The organism is Streptomyces sp. NPDC008079, from assembly GCF_042957385.1.
GTDB lineage: Bacteria > Actinomycetota > Actinomycetes > Streptomycetales > Streptomycetaceae > Actinacidiphila.
Genome location: NZ_JBIBIC010000009.1, coordinates 132,955 through 151,462, shown reverse-complemented (window position 1 = coordinate 151,462; position 18,508 = coordinate 132,955). Strand labels below are relative to the sequence as shown.

Sequence of the window (18,508 nt, the reverse complement as noted above, 5' to 3'; positions counted from 1 at the left end):
ACGCACTACGTCGAGGCTGCAACCGATCGCAATTTCTATTGTTGCGAATGGTATTCCCACCTCGTTTGGTGAACTCCGATGGTGGGGCGGGTGCAGTCTCTTCTGTGTCCGCCCCGCAAGTGCCGCTACTTGCAGTTGCTCAGAATTGAATCGACATCCGGGATGCTGACCCCGAATGTGATTCCAATTTTAGCGATCGAACGCTTGTTGCTCCGACGATGAGGCGAGCGGCATTTTTTACACCCCACAGTCCCCGAATCGCGCGCTTGATTTTTAGGATCTTGGCGGCGGGCAGCCACAGTGATGCTACGACAAGGCCATGGCGCTGGCGAACTTGAGGATTCTCCAAGCTTTGCGCATTTTGCCAAGGCAGGACTGACCGTTGAGATCATACATCGTCAGCGGATTGGCAGGATATCCGTAGCGATTCGGCGAGCCGTCGGCGACCGGATCATTTTGCAGGAATCGTCCAGATGCCGGATCGTAGAGGCGTACCCGGAAGAACCCGTGATGACGTCCAGATCGCCGTCAATGCCGTGGATGGAAACTCGCAATATACCCCTGCCGTCGTTCGCTATGGCTGGCTCGGGGGCGAACAACGTAGGTCTTGATACTCGGGAAGCGGCCGTATGACCTTCGGTACGCGGGCATCTCCTGCTGGCTGGCCTCCGGTGTTGATCCTGCCGAGTGCGCCCGAAGGGCCGGGCGTCCAGGTGATGTTCAGCTGCTGCGCCACGTTCCTTGCTGGAGCGCAGGACTACGCCGACGGTCGCATCGAGGAATCCATGCGCCGATGGGCGACGGCCACAGACGCCGCCGATGACCAGTCTCAGAGCATTTGGCCCGGAAATGCCCCGGGACAGCTGGTCAGAGGTCGGAAACCACGGGGAGATCTGGGAGAACACCGGGCGCCGTACACCGACGGCGCTGAGGTCCCCGAGGTGGCGCCCGGCCTGTCGGAAGGCCAGGTCAGGCGCCACTTTATGGGGTCCTAGAAGAAGCCGAGCTTCTTGGGGGAGTACGAGACGAGGAGGTTCTTGGTCTGCTGGTAGTGCTCGAGCATCATCTTGTGGTTCTCGCGGCCGATGCCGGAATTCTTGTAGCCGCCGAAGGCCGCGTGGGCCGGGTAGGCGTGGTAGCAGTTGGTCCAGACGCGGCCCGCCTTGATCTCGCGGCCGAGCCGGTAGGCGGTGTTGCCGTCGCGGGTCCAGACGCCCGCGCCGAGGCCGTACAGGGTGTCGTTGGCGAGTTTGAGGGCCTCGTCGGTGGAGTCGAAGGTGGTGACCGAGACGACCGGGCCGAAGATCTCCTCCTGGAAGATCCGCATGTTGTTGGTGCCGCGGAAGATCGTCGGTTCGATGTAGAAGCCGCCCTCCAGGCCGGGGACGGTACGGCTGGTGCCGCCGGTCAGGACCTCGGCGCCCTCCTGCTTGCCGATGTCGAAGTACGACAGGATCTTCTCGTACTGGTCGTTGCTGGCCTGGGCACCGAGCATGGTCGCCGGGTCCAGCGGGTCGCCGCCGACGATGGCGCGGGTCCGCTCCAGACACCGGGCCATGAACTCGTCGTAGATCGAGGAGTGGATCAGCGCGCGGGACGGGCAGGTGCAGACCTCGCCCTGGTTGAGGGCGAACATCACGAAGCCCTCGATCGCCTTGTCGAGGTAGTCGTCGTCCGCGGCCATCACGTCCGGCAGGAAGATGTTCGGGCTCTTGCCGCCCAGTTCCAGCGTCACCGGGATGATGTTCTCGCTGGCGTACTGCATGATCAGCCGCCCGGTGGTGGTCTCACCGGTGAAGGCCACCTTCGCCACCCGCGGGCTCGACGCGAGCGGCTTGCCCGCCTCCACGCCGAATCCGTTGACGACGTTGAGCACACCGGCGGGCAGCAGGTCGGCGATCAGCTCGATGACGACCAGCAGGCTGACCGGGGTCTGCTCGGCGGGCTTGATGACCACGCAGTTGCCCGCGGCCAGCGCCGGCGCGAGCTTCCATGTGGCCATCAGGATCGGGAAGTTCCACGGGATGATCTGGCCGACCACGCCCAACGGCTCGTGGTAGTGGTACGCGACGGTGTCGGCGTCGATCTCCGAGATGCTGCCCTCCTGGGCGCGCAGCGCTCCCGCGAAGTAGCGGAAGTGGTCCACCGCCAGCGGCAGGTCGGCGGCCAGCGTCTCGCGGACCGGCTTGCCGTTCTCCCACGTCTCGGCCACCGCCAGCCGTTCGAGGTTCTCCTCGATCCGGTCGGCGATCTTGTTGAGGATGTTCGCCCGCTCCGTGGCCGAGGTGCGGCCCCACGGACCGGCGGCCGCGTGCGCGGCGTCCAGGGCCAGCTCGATGTCCGGCGCGGTGGACCGCGCGACCTGGCAGAAGGTCTCACCGGTCACCGGGGACGGGTTGTCGAAATACTGTCCCTCGGCCGGTGCGACCCAGTCGCCCCCGATGAAGTTGTCGTACCGCTGGGCGAAGCTGACGATGCTGCCCTCGGTGCCTGGCTGCGCGTAGACCATGGCGGCGCTCCTCGGTGTACCGGTGTGCGGGTTACGGTGTCAGCACTCACTGTGGTGGCCCGAGGTTGGCAAAAGGTTGGCGGCGCGGGGCCTGTGCGGACACCGGGGCGCGCAAGGTTGGCGGCGCGGGGCCTGTGCGGACGCCGGGGGGCGCGGACGCCGCTTCCCGCACGGCCGGAGACCGTCGCGTCAGCTCCGCAGCGCCGCGTTCAGCCGGCTCGCCGCGATCCCGCGCCGCGCGTCGCCGGGACCGAGCAGCCGCAGCGCGTGCTCGTGCACGGCGGCGTCGTACGGCGCCCGCTCCCCGTACCGCAGCGCGTGCTCGGGGCGGGTGTCGGCGAGCACCGCCTCGCGGACCACCACTTCCAGATGCTCGCGCCAGGCCACGATGCCCGGCGCCTCCGACATCGGCAGCAGCGGCCCGCGGTAGTGGCCGACGGCCGCCGCGATGTCACCGCACTCCAGCGCCCGCAGCACCTCGGCCGCGTCGCAGCTCACCGGCACCGTCAGCGCGTACCGCCTGGTCGCCACCCCGCCGTTCAGCGCGCGCCGCAGATGCGACAGTTCGGCCTTGAACGTGGACGCGGTCACGCAGCGGTCGCCGTACAGCGACGCGCGCAACCGGTCGGGCGCGAAGCCCTCGGGCTCCAGGGCGAGCAGCGTCAGGATCTCCAGTTGGCGCGGCGGCAGATGCAGCGGCTCACCGTCACTGCTGGCCTGCGCCGTACCGAGGCAGCGCAGTTCGAGACCGGCGGGGCGCTGCGGCTCCGGAGCGCCGTCCAGCAGCCGGGCCTCGATGGCGGAGGCCAGGGTGCGTACGGTCGGCAGGGCCAGCGGGTGCGAGCGGTCCCAGGTGGTGGAGAGGTCGAGGACGCCCAGCACCCGGCCGTCGGGGGCGTGGATGGGCGCGCAGTAACAGACCCAGCCGTGCAGGGCGGCGACCAGGTGCTCGGCGGAGAAGACCGTGCTCGGGCGGCCGGTGCGCAGCGCCAGGGACAGCGCGTTGGTGCCCATCGCGCGCTCGTCCCACCGCCCGCCCGGCGCGAAATTGACCCGCTCCGCCCTGCGCCGCATCAGCCTGCCGCCGCACGTCCACAGGATCGTGCCGGACTCGTCGGTCACCGCCGCGACGAAACCCGCGTCCTCGGCGATGCTGTGCAGTTCCCCCGACAGGTCGGCGACCGGCGCGCGCAGCGGCGAACCCTTCCACCGCGGATGGACCGCGCCGTCCTCGGAGACCGGCGCGCTGTCCCGCGCGGGATCCACCGTGCCGACGCTGCGCACCCAGGAGTCGGTGACCTCACGGCGCAGCGGAGCCGGGCCCGCCGGATAGCCCCCCGCCGACCTCAACTGCGGTACGCGGCGGGCCCATTCGTTTTCCAGCACGGTCCTGCGGTGCTGGAGCGCACCCTGCTCTGCCATGGCCTTCCCGACTTCTGTGTCGTCTTCGTCGTCGACATGGATGTCCGGGCACTGCCGGGTGCCACCTCGTAGGGGAGGCGGCGTGATCCGCATCATAATCGGACACCTCGCCCGCAGGAAGGCTGTTCGCGGCAGTCCGCACCGCGTTCACGTCCGGTCGGCAGCAGAACGGCACGGGCCGCTCGTACCGCTCGGGCCGCTCGCGCGCCTCGTACGGCTCCCAGGACGCGACGGAGGGCGGCGCCCCCGTGTCACGGGGGCGCCGCCCTCACGGCATCCGAGGACCGCGGTCGGTCAGTGGCCGAACAGGTGCCGCGCGTGACGGTGCCGGGGTGCGGCCGCCGTCTCGGAACCGTCGGCGCTGTCGGCCGCCGTGGAACCGCCGTACGCGTAGTCGGTCCCGGTGTCCCCGGCCGGTGCGGCCGTGGTGTCCGCCGTCTCCAACCGGGCCGCCAGCGCGTCACGTTCCCTGGCGTTGTCCTTCGCGGCCCTGCGGGCCTCGGTGAGCTTGCGGGACTTGCGCCGGTGGCTCACTCCGCCGCCCATCGCCATCGCGGCGCCGAGGCAGAAGATCAGGGCGAGCGCCAGACCGGCGCAGAAGATCTGAAGGGTGTTCATGGTCGCGATGGAGTGCCCGAGCACCGACACGTTGTACTCGGGACCTCCCGACGTGTTGTCGGCGATGGCGAGGCCGGTGAAAGCACCGGCACCGGCCAGGAGCAGCAATCCCAGGATCAGCATTGCGGTCACCTCCGATGGTGAGCTGCGTACCCCTCGGCTACCCGCCGGACGGCATCACATACGTCCCGCCCGTATCGGCCGCCGATCGCCCGCCGCACCCGCCGCACGCGCGGCCCCGGTGACGCGGCGCGTCACCGGGGTCCGTCACCACGCGTCACCGCCCGCCACCCAGGCGTGCGCGCGACGTCAGTGCGCCGGCGGGTAGCTCACCACGTCCACCGGGACCGTCGCCGAGCCCTGCGCCGCCGCGCCGTAGTCGTTGATGACGTGGTCGATCACGCCGTCTCCGTTGAGCGAGACGGTCAGCAGGTCGTGGAACCGTACGCCCGGGCGGTCGGGCACCTCGAAGCTGTGGGCGTTGTGGATCGTCGGGTCCACGTTGAAGAAGCAGTAGCTGCCAAGACCCCAGCCCTCGTGGTGCCGGACCGAATCCGCCACCTTGTACGCGGCCCAGCCCGCGACGCCGTGATGCCCGTAGGCGGCCTGATTCGGCGGGTCGTACGGCAACTCGTTCTGGAACATGACCGTCCGGCCGTGGTCGCCGTTCCAGATGACGTTGTACTTCTGGTAGTGCTCCACGAACAGGCCGGTGGCCAGGACGTGGTCACCGTTGACGACCACGCCGGTCTCCGCCGTGTTCACCGTCCAGCCGACGCCCGTACCGTGATCCGCGCGCCAGGCCCAGATGTGGTCGAGCAGCACATTGTCGCTGTTGACGACCAGGCTCGTGGTGGCCTTGCCCGCGCCCGCGCCGCCGATCCGGAAGAACACGTCCTGGAGCGAGGTCGGGTCGCGCGGGTCCGTACGGCCGCCGCGCCTGCTGCCGACCTCCAGCAGGGCGGGGGAGTTGGTCTTGCCCGCGTCGAAGAGCAGCCCCGCGACGCGGACGCCCTTGACGTCCGCGACCGTCATCGGCACCGCTCCGCCGACCGGCGTGAGGGTGGGGAAGCCCAGGCCGAGCACCACCGTGCCCGACCACTTGACCTTGATGGACTCCGCCAGCCGGTAGACGCCCGGCGTCAGGAGCAGGTGCTTGCCCTGCGCCAGCGCGCGGTTGATGGCGCGCACCGAGTCCGTGGGCTTGGCGATGAAGAACCGGTCGATGGGCACCGAGGTGCCCTCGGTCGTACCGCCGGACCAGGACGCGCCGACCGCGTCGTGCCGCAGCGACGGCAGGAACACCCGGTAACGGCCCGCCGAGTCGACGTACAGGAAGGGCTTCTCGCGGCTGAGCGGGCTGGTGGCCAGCGTCGTGTACGGCGGGTCGGGGAAGGACTGCTCGGGGGCGCCGACGACACCCGCGAAGACCTGGTTCCACACGCCGTTGGACCAGGAGCCGACCGAGCTGTCCCGCGTCAGCCACTGCTGCTGCGAGGCGTTGATCACCTGCCCGTCCACCACCGAGTCGGCGATGAAGCCGCCGCTGGAGTAACCGCCCTGCCGGGGGAAGAGGAAGAGCTGGCCGCGGATGTGCACCCGGCGCAGCGGCGCGGCCTGCGACACCGCCCACCAGTTGATGCCGTCGGTCGGGTTGACCGCCAGATTCTCCGCCGAGCGCCAGAAGTTGGTGAGCGCGCTGTCGCCGCCGCCAGGCTGCGCCTGCCCCTCGACGCGCACCGCGCCGTTGATGGTCACGTCGTCGGGCGACAGCCCGAGGCCCGCGACCGAGGTGTAGTAGCCGAGTTGCGCGTCGACGTCGTACGTGCCCGGCTTGAAGAGGAAGGCGTAGCGCTGCGTGCCGAATTCGTTGGCGACCTGTACGGCGGTGGCCGCGTCCAGCGCGGCCTGGATGTCGGCGGCGGGCATGCTCGGGTCGAAGACGGTGACGTTCGGGCCGAAGTCGGGTTCCGTGGACGGCGAGTGGCCGCCGGGGGAGTGGGAGCCGGGGGAGTGCGTGCCGGCCGACCGCGCCGCGGCGGGGGTCGCGGCACCCGCCAACGGCACCACACCGGCGAAAGCGGCCGTGGCGATCAGCGAACGGCGGCTCAGACCGCCGCGCTCCCCGGATGTGTGCTGCGACTGCGATGGCGCCTGCGGCTGCTGCGAGTTGGGAAGTGCACTGTCTGCGGCCCTGAACGAAGACATGAGCTACGACCACCTTCTGACGGCGAGGGGGGAATTGAGAGCGCTCTCTTGGAGACGTACCCTCGCGGGCCGCGCGACTGGGTGTCAAGCACGAAGAGAGCGCTCTCTCGCAGCGAATCGGCTGGTGACTCCACCGGGTTCACCAGCACACCACTGGCCTCAGGAGTGCTGCCTCGGCCACCGGCGGACGGGTCGTCAGACGGTCGCGAGCGAGATCTCCGTCGACTTGATCAGGGCGGTGACGGCGGTGCCCTGGGCGAGTCGGAGGTCGACGGCCGCGTCCTTGGTGATCGCGGAGGTCAACTCGCCGTCCTCGACGGAGATCTTCACCGCAGCCATCGCGCCGCCCGTGGCGATGTCTGTGACGGTGCCCGGCAGTTGATTGCGGATGCTGAGCCCCGAGACCGGGCCCGTGGCAAGGGAGACCTCGGTGGACTTCACCAGGGCGCGGACCGCCGTGCCCTCGGCGAGGCCGAGTTCGTCCGCCGCCTCCAGGGTGATCGCGGCGGTGATGTCCTGGCCGCCGTCCAGCCGTACCTTGACGGTCGCCATCACCTCGCCGGGGGTCACGGACGCGACGGTGCCGGGAAGTTGGTTGCGGATGCTCAGGCTCATGGGGATACGCCTCGATCTCCGTATGGAATGTCGGATTTGCCGGGTGCGGCTCTGGCACTCTAACCGGGCGCCGTACGCGCGCCGGGGCGCGAACCGGCACGGCGCGTCCGCCGAGTCGCCGCCGCCTGCGCCCGCCCCCGTGCCGCCCGCCTCTGGCGTCCGCCGGAGTCCGTCGGAGTCCATTGAGGGGCCGCCGTGTCGTCGCCCGTGGTGTGCGGGGCCGGGTGGCGGGCTGCGCTTATTGTCTTCCCCATGCAGTCCTACACGATCGGCCAGGCCGCGCGGCTCCTGGGCGTCAGCCCCGACACGGTCCGTCGCTGGGCGGACGGCGGCCGGGTCGCCACCCACCGCGACGACAACGGCCGCAGGCTCATCGACGGCCGTGACCTGGCCGCGTTCTCCGTCGAGATCGCGCAGTCCGACAGCGCGGACGAGGACGCCTCGTACACCTCGGTCCGCAACGCCTTCCCCGGCATCGTCACCGCCGTGAAGCTCGGCGACGTCGCTGCCCAGGTGGAGATCCAGGCCGGGCCGCACCGGCTGGTGTCCCTGCTGACCCGCGAGGCCGTCGAGGAACTGGGCCTGGAGGTCGGGATGCAGGCCACCGCCCGCGTGAAGTCCACGAACGTGCACATCGACCGGGTCTGATCCGCCGCGCCTTCGTCCGCGCCACCGTCGCGCCTCAGCGTTTCGTCGCGCCCGCTGGTGTCAGCCCGCCCACCGTCCCGAGGTGAAGGCGACCGTGAGGACGGTGGCCAGCGGCGCGGCGACGCACACGTACGCCGTGGTCAGCCAGGGGCGCCGTACGCTCCAGGCGGCCAGCCCCGTCCACAGCGGCCACCACAGCAGTGAGGCGCGCGGCACGGACATGTACCAGTACGAGGTGCCCAGCGCCCACAGGCTGAGCCCGAGGTAGACGGCCTCCGGCCAGCGGCGCCGCTTGAGCAGCAGGCAGAGCAGCGCCAGACCGACCGCCATGGCGACGAGTTCGAACTGGAACAGCAGCGCGTACGGCGTGGCCTGCGTGTGGTCGAAGGCGCCGTCCCAGGTGTGCCGCCACGCCTGCCACGGCGAGTGGAACGTCCGGTACCAGCCGCGTTCCTCCGCGTGCTTCCAGGCCATCCAGTCGCCGGTGCGCGCGTGCAGATACCAGGCGTAGACGAGCGCGGGCAGCGCGGAGAGCGCCGGCCAGTGCAGCAGCCGCAGCCGTTTGGTCAGCGGCCCCGAGGTCAGGAGCTGGACGACGAGCGCGGCGCCGAGGAACAGACCGCTGATCCGGACGGTGGTCGCGGCGGCGGCCAGCGCGGCGGCGAGCGGCCAGTTCCCGCGCTTGGCGGCCAGCCAGCAGGGCAGCGCGAAGGCGAGGAACAGCGCCTCGGTGTACCCGGCGGCGAGGAAGACCGCGCAGGGGGAGAGCAGCAGGAAGAGCACGGCGCGCGATCCGGTGCCGTTCCCGTCGTCCGGGAGCCGGTCCGCGCCGCGCCCGGCTACGGACGTACGCGCGGACCGGCCGTCCAGCGCGGCGATCCGGGCCAGCGACAGCACGGCGACGGCCCCCGCCACGAACGAGATCAGCAGCCCCGCGGCGGTCCAGTCGCGTATCAGCAGGTGCACGGCGCGCAGCAGCAGCGGGAAGCCGGGGAAGAACGCCTCGCGGTTGTCGGGCGTGGCCGCGCCGCTGCCGAGAACGGCTCCCTGCACCGGCGCCGGGAAGTAGCCGTCGCGCGCGACGTGCAGGTAGTAACCCCAGTCCCACTGCTCCCAGCGGGACATCATCGAGGGCGCCCGCTGTGCCTTGCCGTCGCCGGTGAACAGCCGCCCCGTGCAGTACGCGGTCGTCCAGACGCCGACCCGCGTGAGCGCGTACAGCCAGAGCACGGCGCGGTCGGTGGGGCCGAGGCGGGGGAGCGGCAGACGCCCCGGGAGCCGGTGGCGGAGCGGGACGGCACGGTCCGGCGGCTCGGACGGTACGGGGCGGGGCGCGGTCGCGGGCGGGGAGAAGGCGCTCTTGGGCATGGTCGTGCTCCTGAGGGGGCTGCCACGGACCGCTCGGGCGACGCGTGGGCGACGACGTACAGGTGGCGGTTCCGGGCATGCCGGACTGCCCGGCCGGCCGGTGCGGCCGGGGCGGGGTGCGACGGGGGGAGTGCTTAGCGGGCTGTCGTCATGTGGACCGTGCCGGTCGGCGGGTAGGTGCGGACCGGGTAGTCGGAGGTCGCGGTCGACGACGGGAGGCCGTTCGGGCCGGTGGTGGCGGGCCCCGGGCTCGTGGCGGGCGGGACGGCGCCGCCGTCACCGGGCAGCAGCGTGACCAGCGACGCGGTCGTACCGCCGATCAGGACGCAGGCCACCGCGGCGACCGTCGCGAGCCGCTGCCTCCGCTTGCGGTCGCCGCGGGCGCGGACGACGGTCGGGGGCGCGGGCGTCGCCGCGCGGCGACCGTCCGCCGCGGCGTTCTTGAACGCGGACCTCAAGCGCTCCTCGTGGGTATCAGGCACCAGGGGGCTCCTCTGCGTGCGGTTCCGGCAGATGCTGGGCGAGCGTGGCCCGGCCCCTGACCAGGTGCGTCTTGACGGTGCTGCTGGACACACCGGTCTCCGCGGCGATCTGGTCGACGGACAGGTCGCACACGTAGTGCAGGGTGACGCTCCGCCGCTGTCCTGGCGGCAGTTCGCGCAGCGCGGAGACCAGGGCGACCGTGCCGGGGCCCGGTTCCTCGACGGACGGCGGGCCGCCGTACCGCTGCCACGCCTCCTCCGAGCGCCGACGGCCGCGCCAGCGGCTGACCGCGAGCCGCCAGGCGACCGTACGGATCCAGCCCTCCGGGTTGCCGTCCCTCGCGAGCTGCCGCCGTCGGCTCCAGCCCCTGACGAACGCTTCCTGCACCACGTCCTGCGCCTCCGGCAGATCGCCGAGCATCACATAGAGCTGACCGGTGAGCCGTCTGACCGCGTGGGCGTAGAACTCTTCGAACTCCTCAGCGGTCAACAACAGCTCCCAGTTCTCTTCGGCCTCATCACGCATACGCCTGGGGCCGGACGTCCGGTCGACATCCACGGGAGAGAATCTGCTGTGACGGCCGCCACATGAGGTGGCGGCGCGCCGTGGCCGCTACTCCGCGGCGGGCGACTCGGCGCGTTCCTTGAGGCCGCGGGCCTCCATCTCCAGGTACCTGCGGGTCAGGCCGCCCGCCACCAGGCCGACCAGGCCGGACAGCGCGCCGCGCTGGGTGAGCACCAGGGTGAGGCGGGTGCCGTCGCCCTCCGGCTCGACCAGGTGGTCGCCGCTCGTGGTCACTCCGGGACCCGCGGACCGCCATGAGAACCGGGAACCCTCGTCCAGCGCCGTGACCGTCCACACCGCCTTGCGCAACTTGGGCTGCTCGACCGCGAATCGGCGCCCGACGGCGACGACGTGGTCCGCGCTCCCGCTCCGGCTCGCGCCGTCCGCGTCGAGCGGGCGGACGGAGGTCATGGACGCCGTGAGAGCGGGCCAGTCCTCGACGGCGACGAGCACCTCCCAGACGCGTTCGACGGGAGCGTCGACGGTGATCGAGGTCTGGTAGGTCGGCACAGGGACTCTCCCTCGCGGTCGCGTGGCTCCGGCAGGAGACAGACTCCCACGCGCCCCTCGTACCGCGCCGGGTAGCATGGCGGTCTGCGGCGCTCCCCGGAGCACCGCGCGGCGGTGGGGCCCGCCGTACCCGAACCACGGCGACACAGCCGTCAACGGTCCCTACTTGCGACGCGCGCACGCCAAGCTTGGGCGTGCCCGGTGAGTAGGAGACGAAGGTGGCAGAAGTCCGGCCCGTGACGCCCGACGAACCCGTGGACCCCGACATCGATCTGCGCGACCCGGCACAGCGCGAAGCGTCGCGCGAGGGCCAGGCCCCGGTCGTCGCCGTGGTCGCGGTCGGCGGCGCGATCGGCGCGTGCGCCCGCTACGGGGCCGCGCTGCTCTGGCCGACGGCCTCCGGCGCCTTCCCGTGGACGACGCTGATCGTCAACGTCGTCGGCTGCGCGGTCATCGGTGTCCTCATGGTGCTGATCACCGACGTCTGGAACACGCACCGTCTGGTGCGGCCCTTCTTCGGCACCGGCGTGCTCGGCGGCTTCACCACCTTCTCCACCTACGCCACCGACATCCGGGCCCTGATCGACGGCGGGCAGGCCCGTACCGCGCTCGCGTATCTGGCGCTCACGCTGCTCGCCGCCCTCGCCGCGGTGTGGCTGGCGGCGGCCGCGACCCGGCACGTGGTGCTCGGGCGGCTCGCGGACCGGGCCGAGCGGGCCGACGAGGCGGAGGCGCGATGAACTGGCTGCTGGTCATCGTCGGGGCCATGGTCGGCGCTCCGATGCGCTACCTCACCGACCGCTCGGTCCAGAGCCGGCACGACAGCCTCTTCCCCTGGGGCACCTTCACCGTCAACGTCGTCGGCTGTCTCGTCCTCGGCGTCGTGACCGGCGCGGTCACCGAGGGCGCCGCCTCGTCCCAGGTCCAGGTGCTGCTGGGCACCGGCCTGTGCGGCGCCCTCACGACCTACTCGACCTTCTCCTACGAGACGCTGCGGCTGGCCGAGAGCGGCGCCCGCTTCTTCGCCGCGGCCAACGCGGTGGCGAGCGTGGCGGCCGGGCTCGGCGCGGCCTTCGCCGGTACGGCGCTGGCGCAGGCGTTCTGGGGCTGAGCCGCGGGGTTCGTCAGCGCGCCGACAGCACGCTCATCAAGTGACGTACGGCGCGGGGCAGTTGGGCGCCGAACCGCTTCGTGTCGACATGGGGCGGGGGTTCGGGTGAGCCGTCCGCGTCCGTCGGGCGCTCGCCCGCGCCGATCCACTCCTCGGTGGCGCCGGCCTCGATCGAGAACACGGCGCCGCCGTGCAGGACGTCCACGGTCTGGCTCGTGGAGTCACCGGTGAGAAAGGCGCGGTCGCCGAGGCCGGTGACCGGCCTGCTCGTCCGCGGGTCGTGGACCATGACCACGCCGCTGCCGGCGGCCGGCTCGGCCGGGTCGGCGTCCCGCGCCTTCAGTCCGTCCTCGAATTCCGCCCGGGGGTCGGTCTTCTTGTGCAGGTCGACGCTGACCGAGATGGTGTACGAGGTGATCCAGCCGTCGTTCTCCGACGTGTTGCCGACCAGGCGGCACGCGATGTGGTCGAGCGTCCTGCCCACGTTCGTCGGTCCGGGGATCTCGTGCATCGAGGACAGGCCGATCATGTCCACGAGGGGCTGGAGCGCCGCCACGGTGCACGGATCCGCGAGGCGGTATCCGTGCAGGTCGGGCGGGGCCGTACGGCCGTAGTCGGCACCCCGCAGCGCACCGGCCCAGGCCGCCGACGCGACGACGGCCCCGGCGAGCGCCCAGACCCAGGGCCCGCGCCGCCGGCGCACACCGGACAGCCGTCCGCCGCGCGGCTCCCGCGGCCGGTCGTCGTCGCCGATGACATCGACGGGCCGGTCGTCGCCCGACCCGTCCGTCAGCTCGGGCTCGGTGATCACGCCGCCCCCCTCGTCGCGTTGGGGCCACCCTATGGCGGGGGCACGGCGCGCGGACGGGGGACGGGCGTGATCCGGTCAGCGGTCCAGGTACGACAGGAGTTCCCGCGCGGCCGGTCCTGGCCGGTCGTCGTCGGGCAGGGCGACGGAGACCGGCCAGCCCGGGTCCTCGGCGCCGGTGATCGGCACGGCGCACAGCGACGCGGCCGACTCCTTGCGGGCGATGGGGCGCGGGACGACCGCGATGCCGAGCCCGTAGCGGACCAGGTCGATCACCGTGTGCACGTCGTACACCTCGAGGGCGACCTGGCGGGAGGCGCCGCAGGCGGCGAAGGCCCGGTCGGTGAGCTGCCGGGCGCCCCAGTCGGCGTGGAAGTCCACGAAGGTCTCGCCGTCGAGGTCCGCCCACTTCACCTGCGGCTCGCCCGCCAGCCGGTGGCCGGGGTCGCAGAGCAGCACCATCGGCTCGGTGGTCAGCGGCAGCAGGCGTACGCCCTCGGGCGGCGCTCCCGGCAGGGTCACGAAGGCGACGTCGAGATGGCCGTCGGCCACGTCGCCAGCGAGCACGGTCGAGCCCGCCTGGCGCAGCCGGACCTCGACATTGGGGTGCCGGGCACGGAATCGGGCCAGCAGGTCGCCGATGTCGATGGTCACGCACTGCTCGATGCCGACCGAGAGGGTGCCGCGCAGCAGCCCCTGCACCGCGGCCACGGCCTCCCTCGCGGCACGGGCGCCGGCCAGCGTACGGGTCGCCTCCACGAGCAACGCCCGCCCGGCGCCGGTGAGTTCGACGCTGCGTGTGGTGCGGACGAACAGCGGCGAGCCCAGCTCGCGCTCCAGCGCGCGCACCGAGGCGGACAGCCCGGACTGGGAGACCAGCATGCGCTGGGCGGCCCGGGTGAAGTGCCGCTCCTCGGCGACCGCCACGAAGTATTCGAGCTGGCGCAGTTCCATGATTCAGCACTCTAGCTGCTGAATCGAGCCCCATTGTTCCAAGCCCGGACGGAAGGCGACGGTCGCGGCCTGTGGCCGCCTGGGGCGGGAGGGGTGGTCCGTGCGGGGGTGACGAATGCCACCCGCCACCCTTGACGTGCTCGGAAGGCGACGGCATTCTTCCATCATTCGGTATTCAGTTACCGAGGAGTGGAATCAAGCGGAGGAGTGCGCGATGACCGCCGTCCCGGCCGACGCGGACCGGCCCACGCCCAAGGCGCCAGGGCTCGCGGCCCGGCTGCGCGCCCGCATCGGCGCGGAGAAGGTCCTCACCGACCCCGCCCAACTGCGCACCTACGAATGCGACGGCCTGACCAGCTTCCGGGTGCGGCCCGCCGTCGTCGTCCTCGCCGAGCACCGCGACGACGTCGTGGCGGCCGTGCGGCTGTGCGCCGAGGCCGGAGTCCCGTTCGTCGCCCGCGGCTCCGGTACCGGGCTGTCCGGCGGCGCCGTCCCCGTCGCCGACGGCGTCCTCATCGTGCTGTCCAGGCTCCGCCGGATCGTCTCCGTCGACCCCGACAACGCCCGCGTCGTCGTCGAGCCCGGCGTGATCAACCTGTCGGTCACCCGCGAGGCCGCCCCCTACGGCCAGGCGTACGCGCCCGACCCGTCATCGCAGCAGGTCTGTTCCATCGGCGGGAACGTCGCGGAGAACGCGGGCGGCGCGCACTGCCTCAAGTACGGCTTCACCGTCAACCACGTCATGGGCGCCGAAGTCGTCCTGCCCGACGGCGAGGTGGTACACCTCGGGGGCACCGCGCCCGAACACCCGGGCCTCGACCTGCTCGGCGCGTTCGTCGGCAGCGAGGGCACGCTCGGCGTCGCCACCGAGGTCACCGTCCGCACCATCCAGGCGCCCGAATCCGTACAGACCATGCTCGTCGGCTTCCACACCGTGGAGGACGCGGCCGGAGCCGTCAGCGACATCATCGCGGCGGGCATCCTGCCCGCGGCCATCGAGATGATGGACGCCCTCGCCATCGAGGCGGCCGAGGCCGCGGTCAACTGCGGTTACCCGCAGGGCGCGGTCGCCGTCCTCGTCATCGAACTCGACGGCCCCCGCGTCGAGGTGGACGAACAATTCGTCCAGGTCGAGCAACTGGCCGCCGCGCGACACGCGTTCGAGACCCGCATCGCCCGCGACGCCGCCGAGCGCGCCCTGATGTGGAAGGGCCGCAAGTCCGCCTTCGCGGCCGTCGGCCGGATCAGCCCCGCCTACTACGTCCAGGACGGCGTCATCCCGCGCACCCGGCTGCCCGAGATCCTCACCGAGGTCGGCCGCCTCGCCGAGCGCGCCGGAATCCGCGTCGCCAACGTCTTCCACGCGGGCGACGGCAATCTGCACCCCCTCATCCTCTTCGACGACACCGTCCCCGGCGCCGCGCACGCCGCCGAGGAGCTGGGCTTCGCCATCCTCGACCTGTGCGTCGACGCGGGCGGCTCCATCACCGGGGAACACGGCGTCGGCCTGGAGAAGAAGTCGCGGATGACCCGGCAGTTCACGGACGAGGACCTGGACACCATGCAACTCGTCCGCTGCGCCTTCGACCCCGACAACATCGCCAACCCCGGCAAGCAGTTCCCGACCCCGCGGCTGTGCGGGGAGCGCCCCGGCGTCCGCACCGCCGCCGACACGCACGACCCGGCGCTGGGCGAGGTGTTCTGACATGACCGCACAGCGCCGCGCGCGTCCGGACACCGCGCAGGCGGGCGCCGTACGGTCCGAGACCGTCGAACCCGCGACTGCCGCCGAGGTCATCGAACCCGCGACCGCAGCGGAGACCGTCGAACCCGCGACCGCCGCCGAGGTCGCCGAGATCCTGCGGAGCACCACCGGCACCGTCGTCCCGGTCGGCGGCGGTACGAAGACCGGCTGGGCCGCCCCTGCCACCTCCTGCGACCTGCTGCTGCGCACCGCGGGACTGGGCCGGGTCGTGGAGTACGCGCCCGGCGACCTCGTGGTCGTCGCCGAGGCCGGGGTGCCACTGGCCGACCTGCAACGACAGCTCGCGGAACACGGCCAGAGGCTCGCCCTCGACCCGCCGGAAGCGGGCGCCACGCTCGGCGGGATCGTCAGCGCCAACGCCTCGGGGCCGCGCCGACTGCGCTACGGCACCGCCCGCGACCTGCTCATCGGCGTCACCGTCGCCCTGGCCGACGGCACGCTCGCGCGATCGGGCGGCAAGGTCGTCAAGAACGTGGCCGGATACGACCTCGGCAAGCTCTACACCGGAGCGCACGGCGGCCTCGGCGTCCTGGTCTCCACGACCTGGCGCCTCCACCCGCTGCCACCGGTCACCGGCGCGGTCACCGTGCCCGTACAGGACAGCGCCGAAGCGGGCAGGTACGCCGCGCTGCTCGCCCGCTCCACGCTCACCCCCACCGCCGTCGAACTCAACTGGTCCTCGCGGGCGGGGGAGTTGACCGTGCTCTTCGAGAGCAGCGCCGCTTCCGTACGCGCCCAGTCGCGTGCCGCGATCGCGTTGCTGGGGGCGGGGGCGCACGCGGACGAGGTCCCCGGCTGGTTCGGAGCGCGGCCGACCGGCGGCCTCGTCCTGCGGCTTGCCCACGAACCCTTCGCGCTGCCCCGCGTGCTCGACGCCCTCCCGGACGGCGCTTCGGGCACCGCGTCGGCCTGCACGGGAGTGGCGTACATGGCGGTGCCCACCGACACCGACCTCGCGGCGCTGCGGGCGTCGATCGCCCCGTACGACGGCTCCGCGGTGGTGATCGCCGCCGACGACGCGCGCGACGCGCTCGACCACTGGGGGCCGGTCGCCGACTCGTTCGACCTGATGACGCGGGTCAAGGACCGCTTCGACCCGGAGCGGCGCCTGTCGCCCGGCCGACTGCTCGGAGGACTCTAGATGGCCGCGGACACCCCCAACGGGCCCCTTCCGCACGGGAATTCGGCGGACACGTCCAAGGACGCCTCCAAGGACGCCTCCAAGGACGCTTTCAAGGGCTCCTCCAACGGGTCGCTCCCGGACGGGGGTTCAGCGGGCGCCTCCAACGGGTCGCTCCCGCCACGGAGTTCGGGGGAGCCCCCGGTCCCGGTGCCGCCCGTACTCGGTGTGTCCGTCGCGCCCAGCGCGGGCGCCGCCACCGTCGCCCTCGGCATGCCGGGCAGCGCGCCGCCGCCGGGCAGCGCCTTCGACGCCCACCACCCGCCGGACGCGGCGCTCGTCGGGGACTGCGTGCACTGCGGCTTCTGCCTGCCCACCTGCCCGACGTATGTGCTGTGGGGCGAGGAGATGGACAGCCCGCGCGGACGCATCGACATCATGAAGGCCGGACTCGAAGGCGACACTTTCGACGCCGGCAGCGTGCGTCACCTCGACCAGTGCCTGGGCTGCATGGCGTGCGTGACGGCCTGCCCGTCCGGCGTGCAGTACGACAAGCTCATTGAGAGCACCCGCGCCCAGCTCGAACGCCGGGTCCAACGGCCGCGCGCCGAACGGCTGTTGCGCGCCCTGATCTACGGCCTGTTCCCCTACCCCCGCCGTCTGCGCGCCCTGCGCGGACCGCTGCGCGTCTACCAGGCGAGCGGTCTCGGGCGGCTGCTCGCCCGCGTCGGAGTGCTGCGACGGCTGCCGCGCCCCCTCCAGGCCATGGAGTCGCTGGCCCCCAGGCTCGGTCACGTCGACAAGCTGCCGGAACACACCCCCGCCGTCGGCGCCCGCCGCCGTACCGTCGGCCTGCTCACCGGCTGCGTCCAGGGGACCTTCTTCCCCGACGTGAACGCCGCGACCGTACGCGTCCTGGCCGCCGAGGGCTGCGACGTGGTCGTACCGCGACGTCAGAGCTGCTGCGGCGCGCTGTCCGCGCACGCGGGCCGGGCCCCCGAGGCGGAGGGCTTCGCCAAGTCCGTCATCGAGACGTTCGAGGCGGCCGGGGTGGAGACCGTCGTGGTGAACGCCGCGGGCTGCGGGTCCAACCTCAAGGAGTACGGCCACCAGTTGCGCGACGAGCCCGACTGGGCGCGGCGCGCGGAGGCGCTGGCCGCCAAGGTCATGGACATCACCGAACTCCTCGACGAATTGGGCCCGGTAGCCCCCAGGCACCCGCTCCCCATGACCGTCGCCTACCAGGACGCCTGCCACCTGGCGCACGCGCAGGCCGTACGCGACCAGCCGCGCCGACTGCTGAGGGCTGTTCCCGGCCTGGAGACAAGGGAGTTGGCGGAGGCCGAGATCTGCTGCGGCAGCGCGGGCACGTACAACCTGCTGCACGCGGAACCCGCACGCGAACTCGGCGAACGCAAGGCCAAGGCGGTCCTGGCGACCGGCGCGGACATCATGGTCACCGCGAACCCCGGCTGCTGGATGCAGGTCGCCACCACGTTGGCCCGCATGGGCGAGCGGCTGCCCGTCGCCCACACCGTGCAGGTGCTCGACGCCTCGATCCGGGGTGTTCCCGTCGACCGGCTCCTGGCCCGGGCACTCGAAGGACCCGGCACCGTCATCTCCTACGCCACCCCCGGGACCCGCGCCACGCGGCGGAGCTCTCGTGAGGCGGAACCGCCCGGGCGCGCCCCGGTCGGCCGATGACGCGTTGACATGCGGTGACGCCCGGAGTTCACTGGCCAGTACGGCGTAGGGCGGTACGCGGCGCGCCTTCGGCACGCCACAGCCTTCAGCTTCCACCGATC

At 72.0% G+C, this 18,508-nt stretch carries 17 protein-coding genes and 1 pseudogene; 6 read left to right on the top strand and 12 right to left on the bottom strand.

Annotation, left to right across the window (positions count from 1 at the left end; all coding sequences use genetic code 11):
- Positions 1-306 precede the first annotated feature (306 nt).
- The 6 genes and pseudogenes from ACFZAM_RS20525 to ACFZAM_RS20500 form a co-directional block, all read right to left on the bottom strand.
- Positions 307-489, bottom strand: a pseudogene (locus ACFZAM_RS20525) (RHS repeat-associated core domain-containing protein); the annotation flags it as partial.
- A 502-nt stretch (positions 490-991) separates the two neighbouring features.
- Positions 992-2,509 (bottom strand): aldehyde dehydrogenase, encoded by a 1,518-nt coding sequence (adh, locus tag ACFZAM_RS20520; RefSeq protein ID WP_188283206.1) that lies wholly within the window; start codon positions 2,507-2,509, stop codon positions 992-994.
- 189 nt (positions 2,510-2,698) lie between these two features.
- Positions 2,699-3,931 carry a GAF domain-containing protein gene (locus tag ACFZAM_RS20515; protein ID WP_355335078.1) on the bottom strand — a complete coding sequence of 411 codons (1,233 nt, stop codon included), beginning with the start codon at positions 3,929-3,931 and terminating at the stop codon, positions 2,699-2,701.
- A 294-nt stretch (positions 3,932-4,225) separates the two neighbouring features.
- Positions 4,226-4,672 carry a hypothetical protein gene (locus tag ACFZAM_RS20510; RefSeq protein ID WP_391047891.1) on the bottom strand — a complete coding sequence of 149 codons (447 nt, stop codon included), beginning with the start codon at positions 4,670-4,672 and terminating at the stop codon, positions 4,226-4,228.
- 186 nt (positions 4,673-4,858) lie between these two features.
- Complete coding sequence (locus ACFZAM_RS20505; RefSeq protein ID WP_391047889.1) at positions 4,859-6,757, bottom strand: coagulation factor 5/8 type domain-containing protein; 1,899 nt, start codon at positions 6,755-6,757, stop codon at positions 4,859-4,861.
- Positions 6,758-6,952: 195 nt separating this feature from the next.
- Complete coding sequence (locus tag ACFZAM_RS20500; RefSeq protein ID WP_391047887.1) at positions 6,953-7,372, bottom strand: TOBE domain-containing protein; 420 nt, start codon at positions 7,370-7,372, stop codon at positions 6,953-6,955.
- Positions 7,373-7,624: 252 nt separating this feature from the next.
- On the opposite strand from ACFZAM_RS20500, the gene ACFZAM_RS20495 reads away from it, so the two are divergent.
- Positions 7,625-8,020 carry a molybdopterin-binding protein gene (locus tag ACFZAM_RS20495; RefSeq protein WP_188283203.1) on the top strand — a complete coding sequence of 132 codons (396 nt, stop codon included), beginning with the start codon at positions 7,625-7,627 and terminating at the stop codon, positions 8,018-8,020.
- 60 nt (positions 8,021-8,080) lie between these two features.
- Here the strand turns inward: ACFZAM_RS20495 and ACFZAM_RS20490 are convergent, their stop codons facing one another.
- From ACFZAM_RS20490 to ACFZAM_RS20475, 4 genes are all read right to left on the bottom strand, one after another.
- Positions 8,081-9,388 carry a hypothetical protein gene (locus ACFZAM_RS20490; protein WP_391047885.1) on the bottom strand — a complete coding sequence of 436 codons (1,308 nt, stop codon included), beginning with the start codon at positions 9,386-9,388 and terminating at the stop codon, positions 8,081-8,083.
- 134 nt (positions 9,389-9,522) lie between these two features.
- A complete protein-coding gene (locus ACFZAM_RS20485) occupies positions 9,523-9,870 on the bottom strand; it encodes a hypothetical protein (protein ID WP_391047884.1) in 348 nt (115 codons plus the stop codon).
- Positions 9,863-10,396, bottom strand: a complete 534-nt coding sequence (locus ACFZAM_RS20480; RefSeq protein ID WP_355335065.1) for a SigE family RNA polymerase sigma factor — start codon at positions 10,394-10,396, stop codon at positions 9,863-9,865. The genes ACFZAM_RS20485 and ACFZAM_RS20480 overlap by 8 nt, the downstream gene beginning before the upstream one ends.
- Before the next feature lie 87 nt (positions 10,397-10,483).
- Positions 10,484-10,945, bottom strand: coding sequence for an SRPBCC family protein (locus ACFZAM_RS20475; RefSeq protein WP_391047881.1), 462 nt, complete (start codon positions 10,943-10,945; stop codon positions 10,484-10,486).
- A gap of 218 nt (positions 10,946-11,163) precedes the next feature.
- Here ACFZAM_RS20475 and crcB (ACFZAM_RS20470) point away from each other — a divergent pair, with 218 nt between their 5' ends.
- Positions 11,164-11,685, top strand: a complete 522-nt coding sequence (gene crcB / locus ACFZAM_RS20470; protein WP_391047878.1) for a fluoride efflux transporter CrcB — start codon at positions 11,164-11,166, stop codon at positions 11,683-11,685.
- Positions 11,682-12,056, top strand: a complete 375-nt coding sequence (crcB, locus tag ACFZAM_RS20465; protein ID WP_355335058.1) for a fluoride efflux transporter CrcB — start codon at positions 11,682-11,684, stop codon at positions 12,054-12,056. Before crcB (ACFZAM_RS20470) ends, crcB (ACFZAM_RS20465) begins: the two co-directional genes overlap by 4 nt.
- A 13-nt stretch (positions 12,057-12,069) precedes the next feature.
- On the opposite strand, the gene ACFZAM_RS20460 is transcribed toward crcB (ACFZAM_RS20465), so the two are convergent.
- Complete coding sequence (locus ACFZAM_RS20460; RefSeq protein ID WP_391047875.1) at positions 12,070-12,867, bottom strand: hypothetical protein; 798 nt, start codon at positions 12,865-12,867, stop codon at positions 12,070-12,072.
- Between the two features lie 75 nt (positions 12,868-12,942).
- Positions 12,943-13,818, bottom strand: coding sequence for a LysR family transcriptional regulator (locus tag ACFZAM_RS20455; RefSeq protein ID WP_355335053.1), 876 nt, complete (start codon positions 13,816-13,818; stop codon positions 12,943-12,945).
- 214 nt (positions 13,819-14,032) lie between these two features.
- Between ACFZAM_RS20455 and ACFZAM_RS20450 the strand changes: the two genes are divergently transcribed.
- The 3 genes from ACFZAM_RS20450 to ACFZAM_RS20440 are packed head-to-tail and all read left to right on the top strand — an operon-like array spanning position 14,033 to position 18,407.
- Complete coding sequence (locus ACFZAM_RS20450) at positions 14,033-15,523, top strand: FAD-linked oxidase C-terminal domain-containing protein (RefSeq protein ID WP_391047871.1); 1,491 nt, start codon at positions 14,033-14,035, stop codon at positions 15,521-15,523.
- 1 nt (position 15,524) lies between these two features.
- Entirely contained in the window at positions 15,525-16,724 is a 1,200-nt protein-coding gene (locus ACFZAM_RS20445; RefSeq protein WP_391047870.1) for an FAD-binding protein, read from the top strand.
- The gene (locus ACFZAM_RS20440; protein WP_391047868.1) at positions 16,725-18,407 is read left to right on the top strand and encodes a heterodisulfide reductase-related iron-sulfur binding cluster; all 1,683 of its coding nucleotides are present in this window, start codon (positions 16,725-16,727) and stop codon (positions 18,405-18,407) included. It abuts the gene before it with no gap.
- Positions 18,408-18,508 lie beyond the last annotated feature (101 nt).

Excerpts from the sequence above, each read along its gene's own strand:
- adh (WP_188283206.1), bottom strand. The coding sequence starts at position 2,509 with ATGGTCTACGCGCAGCCAGGCACCGAGGGCAGCATCGTCAGCTTCGCC.
- ACFZAM_RS20445 (WP_391047870.1), top strand. The coding sequence starts at position 15,525 with ATGACCGCACAGCGCCGCGCGCGTCCGGACACCGCGCAGGCGGGCGCC.
- ACFZAM_RS20480 (WP_355335065.1), bottom strand. The coding sequence starts at position 10,396 with ATGCGTGATGAGGCCGAAGAGAACTGGGAGCTGTTGTTGACCGCTGAG.
- ACFZAM_RS20495 (WP_188283203.1), top strand. The coding sequence starts at position 7,625 with ATGCAGTCCTACACGATCGGCCAGGCCGCGCGGCTCCTGGGCGTCAGC.
- ACFZAM_RS20515 (WP_355335078.1), bottom strand. The coding sequence starts at position 3,931 with ATGGCAGAGCAGGGTGCGCTCCAGCACCGCAGGACCGTGCTGGAAAAC.
- ACFZAM_RS20500 (WP_391047887.1), bottom strand. The coding sequence starts at position 7,372 with ATGAGCCTGAGCATCCGCAACCAACTTCCCGGCACCGTCGCGTCCGTG.
- ACFZAM_RS20510 (WP_391047891.1), bottom strand. The coding sequence starts at position 4,672 with ATGCTGATCCTGGGATTGCTGCTCCTGGCCGGTGCCGGTGCTTTCACC.
- ACFZAM_RS20490 (WP_391047885.1), bottom strand. The coding sequence starts at position 9,388 with ATGCCCAAGAGCGCCTTCTCCCCGCCCGCGACCGCGCCCCGCCCCGTA.
- ACFZAM_RS20440 (WP_391047868.1), top strand. The coding sequence starts at position 16,725 with ATGGCCGCGGACACCCCCAACGGGCCCCTTCCGCACGGGAATTCGGCG.
- ACFZAM_RS20450 (WP_391047871.1), top strand. The coding sequence starts at position 14,033 with ATGACCGCCGTCCCGGCCGACGCGGACCGGCCCACGCCCAAGGCGCCA.
- crcB (WP_355335058.1), top strand. The coding sequence starts at position 11,682 with ATGAACTGGCTGCTGGTCATCGTCGGGGCCATGGTCGGCGCTCCGATG.
- ACFZAM_RS20455 (WP_355335053.1), bottom strand. The coding sequence starts at position 13,818 with ATGGAACTGCGCCAGCTCGAATACTTCGTGGCGGTCGCCGAGGAGCGG.
- ACFZAM_RS20505 (WP_391047889.1), bottom strand. The coding sequence starts at position 6,757 with ATGTCTTCGTTCAGGGCCGCAGACAGTGCACTTCCCAACTCGCAGCAG.